This is a genomic window from Pseudomonas japonica (genome assembly GCF_900188455.1).
GTDB classification, from domain to species: domain Bacteria; phylum Pseudomonadota; class Gammaproteobacteria; order Pseudomonadales; family Pseudomonadaceae; genus Aquipseudomonas; species Aquipseudomonas japonica.
The window spans coordinates 36,089-49,835 of sequence record NZ_FZOL01000030.1; the positions used below are offsets into that span (position 1 = coordinate 36,089).

Here is a 13,747-nt window from a genome sequence, read left to right on the forward strand (position 1 = left end):
TCGAGCCACGATACAGATGTGCAATCTGCCCGCCCCTGGAAAGTCTATTCCCATTGTTTCGCCAGAACCGTCCTACAGAATCACAGGAATCGCCCTGCTTACTCCCAAGCTCATTCCAGCAACGATCTGCTCCCTCTCCCCGGGAGGTCTTTCCCGGTGGAACTCTTTCAACAAGAAGACAGGGAAGCAGATAGATGGCGATTGGCTACGTGACTCGCTTGGGTGACAAGACTTCGTGTGGCGGGCAGGTGCTGCAAGGCAATCCCGATTTCCTCATCGACGGCATGCCTCAGGCCCGGCAGGGCGATAGCGTGTCCTGCGGCGTTACCGGAAAGACCTACCAGATCGTCGGTGGCATCCAGGACATCTTCACCGAAGGTGGTCTGGCCGCCGGGAGTCTGGACAGCATCAGTTCCTGCCCCTGCCAGGCCACGTTGCTGCCCGGTTCCTACGGTTTTGCCTATGAATCGGATAGCGGCAGCCCGACATCGAGGTGGCGCGAGCCTGCCATCAGCACCCGGGAAGGAGAGGCAGCAAACGCGTCGCAGCATTCCCTCGCTCCAGAGACGGCCAGCCGCAGTTCGACGCCACGAACTGCGGGGGCAGGCAACCCTTCGCAAGACAGCGGAGAAGCGACGGAACCAGGGTTCTACATCGTTCCCTACAGCATGTCTCGTAGCGCACTGGAGGCGGCGCTGTTCGACAACCCGTCGCTGGAAGCGTTAAGCAAGTTCCGTGTACTCAACCCTAGCCAGGGAACCGTCAAGGGCGGCTCGATGATCATCCTCAGCGACCCGCGCAATCATTCCTGCACCCGCGAGGAAGCGCTGTTGCAGCAGGCTGCGGCAATCGTCAACAAGGCGCTGGAGCCTCTGACCGAGGAAGAGGCGGACTTCATGGCTCGCCATCATGAGGAAATCTCGACGTTCCTTGCTCACACCGCTGCTGCAGTCGGCGTGGGAGAAGCGATGTTTTCGCGCAATCTGAACAACGTGAAAAACAGTATGGAAGCCATGCAGAAACTGCACATCGACTCTTTCGATCGAGACGGAAATTTGAAATCCTCGCAGTTTCGCGCCGAACGCGCGCGCCTGTTTGCTGATCTGAACACCAATCTTTCGCCATTGACGCGCAAGGCGATCGGCTTTCCCGACCACCCCAAACTTAAAACCGCACTGGGATTGTCCACCCGCAGCCTGGTGCATCACTGGAAGAAAGCGGGGACGTCGGGGCCGATTCCGGGGTATGCGACACATATCGAGCGGGTAAGCAGGACGGCGAAGATTCTTAAGTTGGGCGGGTGGGTTGGTACGACAGTCGGTGGTGGGGCGTCCTATGTAAAAGTTCAGCAGGTTTGCTCAGAGGGTAATTCCGAGGCATGCAGAAAGGTGAAGTTCACTGAAACCGGTAGCTTTTTCGGCAGCCTTGCGGGTGGTCTCGGAGGAGGAGCATTCGCTGGTTCGGTCGGTGCCGGTCCATTGTGTGTAGCTATCGGCATGGGCACCGCGACTGTAGGAGGCATCATTTGTGGAATTGTTGTCGTGGGGGCGGGCTCCTATGCAGGCGGTCAATTTGGCTCCTGGAGTGGCGGTGCCATTGGCGAAATTATCTATGAAGAAACCAGGTAAGTTTCTTCATGTTTGCTTTCTTTCTGATTTTCGCAATGTCATGCCTATATGCTTGGCTTTTTACCGCCATTTATTGGGGGTACCGAAAGACCGATGCACTTCTTGTTTACTTGCCGAATTGCACGACGTTGATTAAACGTGCGAATCAACTACGAGGCAGAGGTATTCTGGCAAAAATCCATCTGATAACTGGTATTGCTGTGATCGTGACCTGGCCCAGGCTCATGTCGCGCAGTGAAGTTGTGTCAATGGACGATTTAGAGAAGTTCCCTCGAGTGGAAAAGATGAAACTGGCAATTTACACATGGACACTAGCGGGTTCTTTGACCTTGCTTGCATGCTTGTGGACAGGCTCAAAGCTGACGGAATATTTCCGCTAACCATCGAAGGACGACGCTAGGAAAGCTGCCTTCGACTGCTCTGTTCAGCTTATCTATCTGAACTGTTTCGTATCGCTTGGCGTAGTCCTCTTTCTGGGCTACGCCAGAGTCGAAACGATAAAAGATGCCTTCAAGAGTACACACAGAATCGCGGGTCGCTCACTCGAAGGCCGGCCGCTCACTGAACGGCTGGCCTTCGTTGACATAGCCATATGGGCTATCAAGTTTCCACAATTCGATGTCAAACATGACCCGGCTCCCATAGGGTTTGGCGTCAAGCCAACATTCAGGGAAGCGACGCGAACCTTGTGGGAGCTGACGTTGCCAGCGATGAGGCCGGTACTGACAACCAAACCCTTCAGATACTCATCACCATCTGCCCACTGTCCACCCGCAACTCCACCCCATTCACCGCTCGCGCCTCATCACTGGCGAGAAACAGCACGCTCGCCGCCACATCCTCCGGCCGGCACATGCGGTTCATCGGGTCGCTGTCGATGGTCAGCCGCTCCGGGTCCAGCCCCGCCGGAAAACCACCACTGGTCATGTCGGTCAGCACACCATCCGGATGCAGGCTGTTGCAGCGAATCCGGTATTTGCGCCGCCTGCAGAACGCCGCCACCGAGCGACTCAAGGCCGCCACCGCTCCCTTCGAGGCGCTGTAGGCCAGGTAATCGTCACGCCCGGCCAGGGCGGCGATGGAGGACAGGTTGATGATCGAACCACCACCCTCCTTCATCAGCCCGATCGCCTCGCGACACCCCAGGAACACGCTGTCGGCATTGATCCGCATCAGCTTGTGCCAGTCGTCCAGCGGGGTCTCCTCGATGCTGCCGCTGATCAGGATGCCGGCATTGTTGACCAGGATGTCCAGCCGCCCGTATCGCTCGCGCACTACCTCCACCAAGGCCTGCCAGGCGCGCTCGCTGCTGGCGTCATGGCGTACGAACAGGGTCGTCGCGCCCAGTTCCGCGGCCAGCGCCTCACCCGCCGCTTCATCGATATCGGCGATCACCACCCGCGCGCCTTCACGCACCAGCAGACGTACGCTGGCCCGACCGATGCCACGGGCACCGCCGGTGACGATGGCGACCTTGCCGGCGACCCGGCCCTGTGTGTTGCGTTGCTCAGTCATGACGCGGCCTCGTCGGCAAGTTGTGGTTGGTGGCTGTCCTGCCCTTGCCGCGCCGCGGCCAGGCCGGCACGCCGTCCGGAGAACACGCAGTCGGCCAGGGACAGGCCGCTGATATACAGGTGCGAGGGAATGCCCACGGCGGCGCGCCCCGCGGCATACAGGCCCGGCACCGCGCGCGAGGCGCCGTCGAGCACCGCGCCGCTGTCTTCGTCGACGCGCAGGCCGCCCAGGGTCAACGCGCCCAGCGGGAAGATCGGATTGCCCACGGAAATGTCGCAGGCATAGAACGGCCCCTGCTCCAGCGCCTGGCGCCCACCCCGCGACTTGCCGAACGGATCGCCCGTCTCGCCACGGGCCGCGGCATTGTTGGCCTGCACCGCTTCGCGCAGGGCCTGGGCATTCATCCCGGTGGCCTGCGACAGTTCATCGAGGCTGCGCCCCTTGCGGATGTTGAACAGCATCAGGGCCAGCGCCGGCACGGTCTGGAACCACCAGTAGCCCTTGAACAAGGCCTCGCGCAGGGCCTTGCGGCGCAGCGGCGCATCCAGCACCAGCCAGGCGCGACCGCCCTGTTCTTCCATCAACGGCTGGCCAAGGGTGGCGCCGTAGACTTCCTCGTTGCAGAAGCGCCGGCCCTCGCTGTTGACCACAATGCCCTTGTGCCAGCTGTACGGCGGGTTGATGAAGCGCCAGGCCGAGACCCGCTCCAGACGGTCGCTGGCCGCACCGACGCTGAGCCCCAGACGCAAGCCGCTGCCATCGCAGCCGGTGGCGCCGACCTTGAAGTTGCGGCGGAATTTCGGCGCGTGCAGGCCGATCAGTTCACGGTTGAAGATAAAGCCGCCGGTGCTGAGGATCACCGCCTTGCTCGCCCGCACCAGCATCGGCCGGGCGAAGTCCTTCTCCAGTTGCGCCGCGCGCTGGCGCAGGCCGTCGCAGTAGCCCGGGGCGAAGTTCTGCAGCTTCTCGGCCCGCGCGATCAGTTTCCCGTGCAGGTCGGCCTGCTGGCTGCCTGGCGGCAGGCGCCAGAACTCGGCGCCGATCACCCGGCCCACGGCATCCACCACCAGGCGTCTGGCGGCAGCCTGCAACAGCGGGCGCACCCCGGCGCGCAGGCAGGCCGTCTGCAGATGGCTGTAAAGCACCGCGCCGCACTGGCCCTTGCCGACGGTGCGATGGCCACGCGGCGCCGGTGGGTTGTCGCCACCGTAGAGCGGCACCAGCTCGTTGCCGGAGTAATAAAGGTAGTAACCGTCCTGCGGGTAGGAGGTCTTGCCGCCCGGCGGCACTTCGTGGGAATACGCCGCGCCATGGCGCTCCAGCCATTCCAGGTTGGCCACGCTGTCATTGCAGAAACGGCGCAGGGTCGCGTCGCTGACCACGCCGTGGGTTTCATGCTTGAGGTAATCGAACATCGCTTCGGGGGAGTCGTTGTAGCCGGCGCGTCGCTGCTGACGGGTACCGCCGCCGGCATAGACCACGCCGCCACTCTTGGCGCTGGCGCCACCGCCCTGGAAACGGTCGGCCACCAGCACATCGGCGCCGGCGGCGCGGGCTTCGAGGGCCGCGCAGGCACCGGCCGCGCCCCAGCCGAGCACCAGCACCTCGCAATGGTCATCCCACTGGCGCTGGTGCAAGTCGTCGCTGCGCAGCGGCGGCAGGATCGGCGTCACCGTATCGACACGACTCATGAGGCCTCCCGGGCGAGATGGTTCGCCGCCACGTAGCCAAAGGTCATGGCCGGGCCGAGGGTGCCGCCGGCCCCGGGGTAGCTGGTGCCCATCACCGAGGCCGAGCAGTTGCCGATGGCATACAGGCCCGGGATCGGCGTGCCGTCGTCACGCACCACCTGGGCATGCTCGTTGGTCAGCAGACCGCCCTTGGTGCCGATATCGCCGGCATCCAGGCGCATGGCGTAGAACGGCCCCTTGCGCAGTGGCGCCAGGCAGGGGTTGGGCTTGATGTTGCAATCGCCGTAGTAACGGTCGAAAACGTTGCCGCCACGGGCGAAGTCGGCGTCGACGCCAGTGCGCGCGTAGTCGTTGACCCTGGCCACGGTACTTTCCAGCCCGGCGCCATCCACGCCGATCTGCGCGGCCAGCTCGGCCAGGGTGTCGGCCTTCCAGTACAGGCTGTTCAGCCACTCCTTGCGCAGCCGGCTGTCGGGCATGACCTGAGCCGGCATCAGCGGCCCCATCGCATAGTTGAAGCGGAAATGCGCGTCGAAGATCACCCAGGCCGGCACGCTGCGCCCGCCGCTGTGCTGGTTGTCGCGGTGCATGGCATCGACGAATTCCAGGTACGGCGCGGCTTCGTTGACGAAACGCTGGCCGTTGCCATTGACCACGATGGCACCGGGGAACGCCCGCTCGGCGAAGATGCCACGGGGTTTCTCCTCGCCCGGCACGGCGATGGTCGGCGCCCACCAGGCCCAGTCCATCAGCGCCGTGGCGGCACCCTCGCGCATCCCGGCGAGCAGGGCCGCGCCGGTGTTGTTGCCCGGTGGCGTGGCGCTCCAGGCCATCTGCGTGGGCTTGGGCAGGTACTGCTCGCGCAGCGCCTGGCTCTGTTCGAAACCGCCGGAGGCGAAGATCACACCGTGGCGGGCCTCGATCGCCAGTTCCCGACCGTCACGGATGACCTTGATCCCGGCGACCTTGCCGTCCTGCATCAGCAGCTCGCGAAAATCGGTGTCGAGCCACAGCGGTACATCGCGGTCCATCAGCGAGCGACGCAGGGAAGCGACCAGCGAACTGCCCAGGGCCGCGCGGCGGTCGTACTTGCTCTTGCGCCGCCATTTGAAGTCCAGCTTGTAGCGCAGCATCAGGCCGAGGATCAGCCAGCGCCAGCCGAAACCGCGGGCCATGGCCTTGTGCGCGTGGCGCGCGGTCCAGGCGATGCGGCCCATGAGCAGGGTCGAAGGCGACGGTTTGCGCAGATTGTCCAGTTCCTCGCCAAGCAGGCTGGTGTCGAACAGTTCCGGGTCGAGGGTGCGGCCGCCGGGCAGCGAGCCGGGCAGGTGCGGATAGTAGTCCGGGTACTTCGCCGCCACCGCGTAGCGTACCCGGCTGTTGCGGGTCAGCGCCTCGATCATCTTCGGCGCGTTGTCCAGGTAGGCCTGCAGACGTGCCGGTTCGACGTGTTCACCGGCCGCGGCCTGCAGGTAGCGCAGCGCCAGTTCGGGACTGTCGTTGCCGCCCAGGCGGGTGAAATAGTGGTTGTTGGGAATCCAGATCCCGCCCCCGGAGATGGCCGAGGTGCCGCCGTACTTGTCGCTTTTTTCCACGATCAGGACCCGCAGACCGTGATCGGCGAGAAACACCGCCGAAGTCATCGCGCCCGCGCCGGAGCCGACGACGATCACGTCGTAGCCGGATTGAGACTGAACTTGAGCCGTCATTGTTGTTATGCCATTAGCTGAGGTCAGGAAAGCCGCCGGTCAGGGGGCGGTGGACCTCATCTTCGTGGGGCTGGGCGGGAGGGGGCATCGTCAAAGCGGACTAGGTGGCAGGCCGTGGATTCCATGGCGCGTTTGATGATCTGGCGGGAAACAGCATCAGGGCTGTCAGGTACCTGCCTCGGGGCTTGCAGCGCCCTCCAGATCGAACGCCGCCCGCGCGGCGCATCGCGAGCGCGCTCGCTCCTACATTTTTTGCAACGTGCCATGGCCTGTGAGAGCGGCGTCGCCAGCCTTTGGTGCCTGACGATTCATCGTGGGGAAGCTGTTGGGCTCGACGCGGTACCGTGTCGTACCAACAAGGCGGTCAACCATGGCCTGTCAGGCATAGGCACGTTGCAAAAAATGTAGGAGCGAGCGCGCTCGCGATGCGCCGCGCGGGCGGCGCTCGATCTCACGGGCGCAGCAAGCCCCAAGACTGGCGTCTGACAGCCTTGATGCGGTTCCCGGCAAGCCCTCAAAGATGTGTAGATACCCACGCAGCGATGAGGCCATCAAGAACAACAGAGAACTATTTCTTCTTCAGGTTCAGATAGGACTGATGCAGATCGGAAGCCCAGCCATCGATCACCGCCTTCACATCATCCGGTTTCATCACCTGGCTGCTGTTCTCCAGCGGCTTGCCGGTGCCCTTGCGTACCACCTGGGCCAGCACCTTGTTGTTGCCGCCGTCGATGAACACCGCTTCTGTGGCGATATCGGTTTCCTGGTCGCGGATCCCCGACGCCGTGCTCACCGCCGCGGCCACCAGGGCCACCGGGATCACTTCATAGGGCTTGAGCCCCTCGGTCTTGCTGCTCACCGCGGTGATCGCCGGACGCACCACGATCACCCCCGGCCCGGGGGCGCTGGCCAGCGGCAGGGATTTGCCCAGCTCACGCTTGAGCGCCTGGTCGTAATAGCTGGTGATCCCCTGCAGCGTGCTCTGCGGAATCTGCGCCGTGGCCTGGGGCTTGGGATACAGCTGACTCGGTTCGATGTAGACGCTGCGATAGGCGTCAGGCTTGAGTTGCGGATCGATCCAGCGCATCACCGGCGCCCCGGACGGCGATCGGGCCTCCTTGAGCCGGCTGTAGTCCTTGAGAAAACCCGAGTACTCGTCCGGTTTGCTGACGCCGCTGGAGCAGCCAGCGAGCAGCAACGAGGTCAGGCAGAGCGATCCCATCATCAGTGCGACTTTCATAAGTCCTCCCCTTATGGAAAACACCGCTGACTGCAGGCCAGCGGGTTAGGTATAGCCCAGCTTTCGCCCGTTGCCGGGGACAAGCACCACGCCGCGCCCGGGAAAGCTTTGCGCACAGGGTTTTCGCCCCTCGCCCAGCGCAGTAGCAAGTGGCCACAACCCTGCTCTACACTCGCTCGCCATGGACCCACCTCCCCCCACAGCGAAAGGCGGAACATGGACAGGGAAGAAGCCGTTTCACCCGAGCAACGCATGCAATTCGACGCCGAACAGGCGCGCCTCGACGAACGCCAGCGCCTCCTGCAACTGCCCGCCAGCGGCCGCGGGCGCTGGGCCCTGGCCTTGTCCGGCGGCGGTATCCGCAGCGCCACCTTCTGCCTGGGCGTACTCCAGGCCCTGGCCCGCGCCCGGGCGCCGGGCGCGCTGCCGGCTGGCGACGACCGCCAGGCGACGCTGGGCAAGCGCCTGTTGCCACGCTTCGACTACCTCTCGACGGTCAGCGGCGGAGGCTATATAGGGTCGTTCTTCGGCAGCCTGTTCCTCCCCGGACGCCTGCGCGGGCGAGAAGACACCGGCACCCTCGGCGAAGGCGACGCCCGTGCCGGCGACCAGGCCCGGATCGAAGCGGCGCGGGATGCCTACGACACGCTCGATTACGAACCGCCGGGGCGCATCCACACCGGCGACGACTACCGCCAGCAGCCGGTGGGCGCCGCGCCGCTGGCCTGGCTGCGGGAAAACGGCCGCTACCTGACCCCGGGCGGTGCCGGCGATCTCTTCTATGTCCTCGGCCTGTCGCTGCGCAACCTGTTCGCGGTGCATATGGTCATCGGCATGCCGCTGCTGTTCACCCTCGCCCTCGCCGTCCTGGCGCAGTTGCTGATCGGCGCCAGCCCGCTCTGTGCGGCGGGCGGCATGCTCAGCGCCGCACCCCTGCTGTGCGCGTCGCTCTGGTGGCTGCCGGGAGCCCTGCTGCTGTGCGCGGTGCTGCCGTTGATGCTGGCGTTCTGGATGGTCTATCGCCGAAACCACAGCGACGACTCGCTGCATCCCTTCAACCTGGCCACCGGGCTGTACGTGCTCTCTGGCCTGGTGACGCTCGCCCTCGGCCTGTTCGCACCGGACATCGACACCAGCCTGCGCGTGCTGCTGGTCCTCTTCGCGCTGGTGTGCGCGCTGGGCCTGGTCTACTGCCTGTGGCTGTGCCTTTACCTGAGGCGCGGGCGCAAGGACCCGGACAAGGTCCTGACGCGGCAGAACAGCGTGGGCACCTATCGGGTCCTGGTCACCCGGCGCCTGGCCTCGGCCATCGTCGCCACCCTGGTCAGCATGTTCTTCGCCCTGATTCCATGGCTGAGCGAATGGCTCTTCCTGCGCGTCGAACAGGGACCGCTGCTGTCCGGGGCCGCCGTGCTGCCGCTGTTGATGGCCCTGGTGCGTCAGGTCTCGCTGTCCAACGACGACAAGGCCACACCGGGCTGGCTGAGCAAGCTGCCGATCGGCCTGATCGCCGGCGTCGTCGGTGCGGCGATCTTCCTGCTGGTCGCGCTGTTCTGGGGATTGCTGGCGCAGTACGTGCGCTTCGGCAGCGACGCCCTGGACGATTCCCAGGGCTGGCTGCGCCTGACCGCGCTGGTCGTGCTGGCGGCGCTGTGCAGCCTGGGCTCGGGCGGGTTCATCGGTTTCCTCAACCTGTCCTCGTGGCAGGCGTTCTACCGCGCGCGCCTGGCCCGTGCCTACCTGGGCGCCTCCAATGGCCTGCGTTTCTCCGGCAGCAGCCGCAAGATGCGCAAGCGCCTGCTGAGCGTCGCCGAAACCCTGCCGGGAGACGACGTCGGCATCGAGGACTACTACGCCAGCAACGGCTGCGCGCCGCTGCACCTGATCAACGTCACCCTCAACCAGACCGTCGACCCGGCCGAACAACTGGTCCAGCGCGACCGCAAAGGCAAGCCGCTGTGCCTGGCGCCGTCCGGGGCCGAGGGCATGGCCAGCGTCAGCTACCTGCTCGACGGCGAACCGCGCCAGCGCACGCCGCAGCCTGAGCGCGGCGAGATGTACCAGCCACTGACCCTGGCGCACTGGGTCGCCACCTCGGGCGCGGCGGTGTCCACCGGCCTTGGCCGGCAGACCAGCCTCGGGACCTCGCTGGCCCTGGGCCTGACCAACATGCGCCTGGGCACCTGGTGGCCCGCCGATTTCCTGCGCGACGGCGAATGCCCCGGTGGCCTGCGCAGCAGCCGCGACAGCCTGGGCGAGCGCACCCTGACCACCCAGCACTACCTGTTCCAGGAACTGACCGCGCGCTTCCATGGCTTGAATCGCGACTTCCAGTACCTGTCCGACGGCGGCCACTTCGAAAACACCGCGACCTACGAACTGCTGCGCGAAGGCCGCAACATCGAACTGATCGTGACCTGTGACTGCGGGGCCGACCCGACCTACCAGTTCAACGACCTGGCCAACCTGATCCGCCTGGCGCGGATCGACCAGGCCCTGGAGATCAGCGAGGATGCCGGGGTGTTCGAGGACGCGGTGCTGGCGCCGTATTTCGGGCGGATCGCGGACTTCGCCGTGGATGCCGAGGCGCGTCGACGGGCGGATTACCGGCGCTGCGCGATCCTGCTCAATGTCCGCAACAAGGACGGCGAGCTGACCGCGCGGATCCTGGTGCTCAAGCCGAACCTGATCGCCGGCCTGCCGCTGGACCTGGTCAACTACGCCAGCGCGCATCCGACCTTCCCCAACGAGAGCACGGCGAACCAGTTCTTCGACGAGGCGCAGTTCGAAAGCTACCGGCAGTTGGGGTTGCAGATCGGCGGGCGCTTGTTCGGGGAGGGGAAAGAGGCTTCGCCGGTGGCGGATGCGCTCTGGAAATACCTGGCCCCGTAGGCGCGAGGCGTGCCCGCGAAGGACCGCATGGCAGTTCTTCGCGGGCAAGCCGCGCTCCTACGGGATCATGCCAATGACAGGGTCAGGCAATCACCGACCAGGCAATCGCCGACAGGGTGATCAAGCCCACCGCCACCACGAACACATTCGACAGCTTGCCGGAATACTTGCGCAGCGACGGCACCTTGTTGATCGCGTACATCGGCATCAGGAACAGCAGGCAGGCGATCACCGGCCCGCCCAGCGACTCGATGATGCTCAGGATGCTCGGATTGAGGGTGGCGACGATCCAGCAGGTCAGCACCATGAACGCCGCGGTGGCCCGTTCCAGGCCTTTGGCCGACATCGACTTGCCGCGGCCGCGCAGGCTCTTGACGATCAGGCCCTGGAAGCCTTCACTGGCGCCGACGTAGTGACCGAGGAACGATTTGGTGATCGCCACCAGGGCGATCAGCGGCGCGACGAAGGCGATCACCGGGGTCTGGAAGTGGTTGGCCAGGTACGACAGGATCGAGATGTTCTGCGCCTTGGCCGCCGCCAGGTCAGCCGGCGACAGCGCCAGCACGCAACTGAAGCAGAAGAACATCACGGTCAGCACCATCATCAGGTGCGACACCGCGAGGATGCGTCCGCTCTTCTGCTCGGCACGCTCGCCGTACTGCTTCTTCTGCGCCACGGCGAAGGCCGAGATGATCGGCGAGTGGTTGAACGAGAACACCATCACCGGAATCGCCAGCCACAGGGTCTTGAGCAGCAGGTCCGGGGCCATGCCTTCGCTCGCCTGGGCGAAGAAGGCGGCGTTCCAGTTGGGGATCAGCCCCAGGGCGAGCAGCAGCAACGCCGCGACGAACGGATAGACCAGCACGCTCATGACCCGCACGATGATGCCCTGGCCGCAGCGCACCACGATCATCAGGCCGCAGATCAGCAGCAGCGAAAGCAGCGCCCGCGGCGGTGGGGTGATGTGCAGCTGGTGTTCGAGGAAATTGCCCAGGGTGTTGGTCAGCGCCACGCTGTACACCAGCAGGATCGGGAAGATGGCGAAGAAATACAGGAGCGTGATCAGCTTGCCGGCGCCGGCGCCGAAGTGCTCCTCGACCACTTCGGTGATGTCCTCGTTGCCGCCCTTGCGCCCGGACAGGACGAAGCGGGTCAGGCCGCGGTGGGCGAAGAAGGTCATGGGGAATGCCAGCAACGCCAGGATCAGCAACGGCCAGAAGCCGCCGACGCCGGCGTTGATCGGCAGGAACAGCACGCCGGCGCCGATGGCGGTGCCGTACAGGCCGAGGGTCCAGGTGGTGTCGTGACGGCTCCAGCCGGTGCTGGCGGGCACGGTCGATTCGACACGCAGGTTCGTGGTGCTTTGTACATCAGTCATCGATAACGCCTTGTAATTGTTCTTGTTGCTCATGAATAACCAGGGTGACAGTGCATAGCACTGGGGCCGCTTTGCGGCCCTTCGCGAGCAAGCTCGCTCCCACAGGACGGCGTGAACGTTGTGGGAGCGAGCTTGCTCGCGAAGGGCTGCAAAGCAGCCCCGTGTGGCGCTACAGACCGTCTACCTTCAACACTCGACGAAAGCGACGGCCAGTCCGCCGCGGGAAGTCTCCTTGTAGTTCTCGTGCATGTCGGCGCCGGTGTCGCGCATGGTGCGGATCACCCGGTCCAGGGAAATGAAATGCTCGCCATCGCCGCGCAAGGCCATCTGCACGGCATTGATCGCCTTCACCGCGGCGATCGCATTGCGTTCGATGCAGGGCACCTGGACCAGGCCACCGACCGGGTCGCAGGTCAGCCCGAGGTTGTGCTCCAGGGCGATTTCCGCGGCGTTTTCCAGTTGTGGCGGGGTTGCGCCGAGTACGTCGGCCAGGCCCGCCGCGGCCATGGCGCAGGCCGAGCCGACCTCGCCCTGGCAGCCGACCTCGGCGCCGGAGATCGAAGCGTTCTTCTTGCACAGGATGCCCACCGAGGCGGCGGCGAGGAGGAAGTCGACCACATCGTCGTCACAGGCTTCGGGGTTGAACTTCATGTAGTAATGCAGCACCGCCGGGATGATCCCCGCGGCACCATTGGTCGGCGCGGTGACCATGCGCCCGCCGGCGGCGTTCTCTTCGTTGACCGCCAGGGCGAACAGGTTGACCCACTCCATGGCGCTCAAGGTCGAGCCGATCACGTTGGGCTTGCCCAGTTCCTGCAGGCTGCGGTGCAGTTTCGCCGCGCGGCGCTTGACCTTGAGGCCACCGGGCAGGATGCCTTCGTTGCTCAGGCCGTTGGCCACGCATTCGCGCATCACCGCCCAGAGTTGCAGCAGGCCGGCGCGTATCTCGGCTTCTTCGCGCCAGGCCAGTTCGTTGGCCATCATCAGCTGACTGACCCGCAGGCCATGGCGCTTGCACAGCGCGAGCAGTTCCTCGGCGCTGGAGAATTCATAAGGCAGTTGCACCGTCTGCAGCGCACCGCCCGCGCCGATTTCGCCGGCCTCGACGATGAAGCCGCCACCCACCGAGTAATAGGTCTGCTGCAGCAGCAGGCCGCCCTCGCCGCTGGCTTCCAGGGTCATGGCATTGGGGTGATAGGGCAGGCTCTCGTCGAGCAGCAGCAGGTCTTGCCGGCAGTCGAAGGCAATCGCCTGGCTGCCGCCGAGCACCAGCACAGAGGTGCTTTCCAGTTGCTCGATCCGTGGGCCGATGCACTGCGGGTCGATGCGGTCCGGCCATTCGCCCATCAGCCCCAGCAGGCAGGCGCGATCGGTGGCATGGCCGACGCCGGTGGCCGACAGCGAACCGTACAGGCGGACTTCGACCCGTTTCACCGCGCCGAGCAGATCCTGCGTGCGCAAGGCTTCGACGAAGGTCGCCGCGGCGCGCATCGGGCCGACGGTATGGGAGCTGGACGGGCCGATGCCGATTTTGAACAGGTCGAAAACACTGATAGCCATGCTAATGCCTCCGTTACCCAATGGCGTGAGCCATTGCGGTGCACGGTGAAAAAATTGAGGGTTGTCACGAAGTTGGAGGATACTGCCGCATGAATTTTCCTACGACCAACGAAACTTTCTAAGCAAGGCTTTAG

The 13,747-nt window shown here is 64.7% G+C and carries 8 protein-coding genes; 2 read left to right on the forward strand and 6 right to left on the reverse strand.

The window, feature by feature from the left end; genetic code table 11:
- The first annotated feature begins 194 nt into the window (after positions 1 to 194).
- Positions 195 to 1,628, forward strand: coding sequence for a PAAR domain-containing protein (locus CHB99_RS26510; protein ID WP_042127386.1), 1,434 nt, complete (start codon positions 195 to 197; stop codon positions 1,626 to 1,628).
- A 738-nt stretch (positions 1,629 to 2,366) separates the two neighbouring features.
- Here CHB99_RS26510 and CHB99_RS26515 read toward each other — a convergent pair.
- The 4 genes from CHB99_RS26515 to CHB99_RS26530 form a co-directional block, all read right to left on the reverse strand.
- Positions 2,367 to 3,143, reverse strand: a complete 777-nt coding sequence (locus tag CHB99_RS26515; protein ID WP_042127387.1) for a glucose 1-dehydrogenase — start codon at positions 3,141 to 3,143, stop codon at positions 2,367 to 2,369.
- The gene (locus tag CHB99_RS26520; RefSeq protein WP_042127389.1) at positions 3,140 to 4,834 is read right to left on the reverse strand and encodes an FAD-binding protein; all 1,695 of its coding nucleotides are present in this window, start codon (positions 4,832 to 4,834) and stop codon (positions 3,140 to 3,142) included. Before CHB99_RS26520 ends, CHB99_RS26515 begins: the two co-directional genes overlap by 4 nt.
- Entirely contained in the window at positions 4,831 to 6,543 is a 1,713-nt protein-coding gene (locus tag CHB99_RS26525; protein WP_042127392.1) for an FAD-binding protein, read from the reverse strand. The genes CHB99_RS26520 and CHB99_RS26525 overlap by 4 nt, the downstream gene beginning before the upstream one ends.
- Positions 6,544 to 7,111: 568 nt before the next feature.
- The gene (locus CHB99_RS26530; protein ID WP_042129453.1) at positions 7,112 to 7,783 is read right to left on the reverse strand and encodes a DUF3313 domain-containing protein; all 672 of its coding nucleotides are present in this window, start codon (positions 7,781 to 7,783) and stop codon (positions 7,112 to 7,114) included.
- Positions 7,784 to 8,035: 252 nt separating this feature from the next.
- On the opposite strand from CHB99_RS26530, the gene CHB99_RS26535 reads away from it, so the two are divergent.
- Complete coding sequence (locus tag CHB99_RS26535) at positions 8,036 to 10,675, forward strand: patatin-like phospholipase family protein (protein WP_245655662.1); 2,640 nt, start codon at positions 8,036 to 8,038, stop codon at positions 10,673 to 10,675.
- 82 nt (positions 10,676 to 10,757) lie between these two features.
- Here CHB99_RS26535 and CHB99_RS26540 read toward each other — a convergent pair whose 3' ends face one another.
- Together CHB99_RS26540 and CHB99_RS26545 are read right to left on the reverse strand one after the other, a co-directional pair.
- Complete coding sequence (locus CHB99_RS26540; RefSeq protein WP_042129449.1) at positions 10,758 to 12,053, reverse strand: serine/threonine transporter; 1,296 nt, start codon at positions 12,051 to 12,053, stop codon at positions 10,758 to 10,760.
- A 186-nt stretch (positions 12,054 to 12,239) separates the two neighbouring features.
- The gene (locus CHB99_RS26545; RefSeq protein ID WP_042129448.1) at positions 12,240 to 13,613 is read right to left on the reverse strand and encodes an L-serine ammonia-lyase; all 1,374 of its coding nucleotides are present in this window, start codon (positions 13,611 to 13,613) and stop codon (positions 12,240 to 12,242) included.
- Between the last annotated feature and the right edge of the window lie 134 nt (positions 13,614 to 13,747).

Coding starts and splice junctions, on each gene's coding strand:
- CHB99_RS26510 (WP_042127386.1), top strand. CDS start 195: ATGGCGATTGGCTACGTGACTCGCTTGGGTGACAAGACTTCGTGTGGC.
- CHB99_RS26515 (WP_042127387.1), bottom strand. CDS start 3,143: ATGACTGAGCAACGCAACACACAGGGCCGGGTCGCCGGCAAGGTCGCC.
- CHB99_RS26520 (WP_042127389.1), bottom strand. CDS start 4,834: ATGAGTCGTGTCGATACGGTGACGCCGATCCTGCCGCCGCTGCGCAGC.
- CHB99_RS26525 (WP_042127392.1), bottom strand. CDS start 6,543: ATGACGGCTCAAGTTCAGTCTCAATCCGGCTACGACGTGATCGTCGTC.
- CHB99_RS26530 (WP_042129453.1), bottom strand. CDS start 7,783: ATGAAAGTCGCACTGATGATGGGATCGCTCTGCCTGACCTCGTTGCTG.
- CHB99_RS26535 (WP_245655662.1), top strand. CDS start 8,036: ATGCAATTCGACGCCGAACAGGCGCGCCTCGACGAACGCCAGCGCCTC.
- CHB99_RS26540 (WP_042129449.1), bottom strand. CDS start 12,053: ATGACTGATGTACAAAGCACCACGAACCTGCGTGTCGAATCGACCGTG.
- CHB99_RS26545 (WP_042129448.1), bottom strand. CDS start 13,613: ATGGCTATCAGTGTTTTCGACCTGTTCAAAATCGGCATCGGCCCGTCC.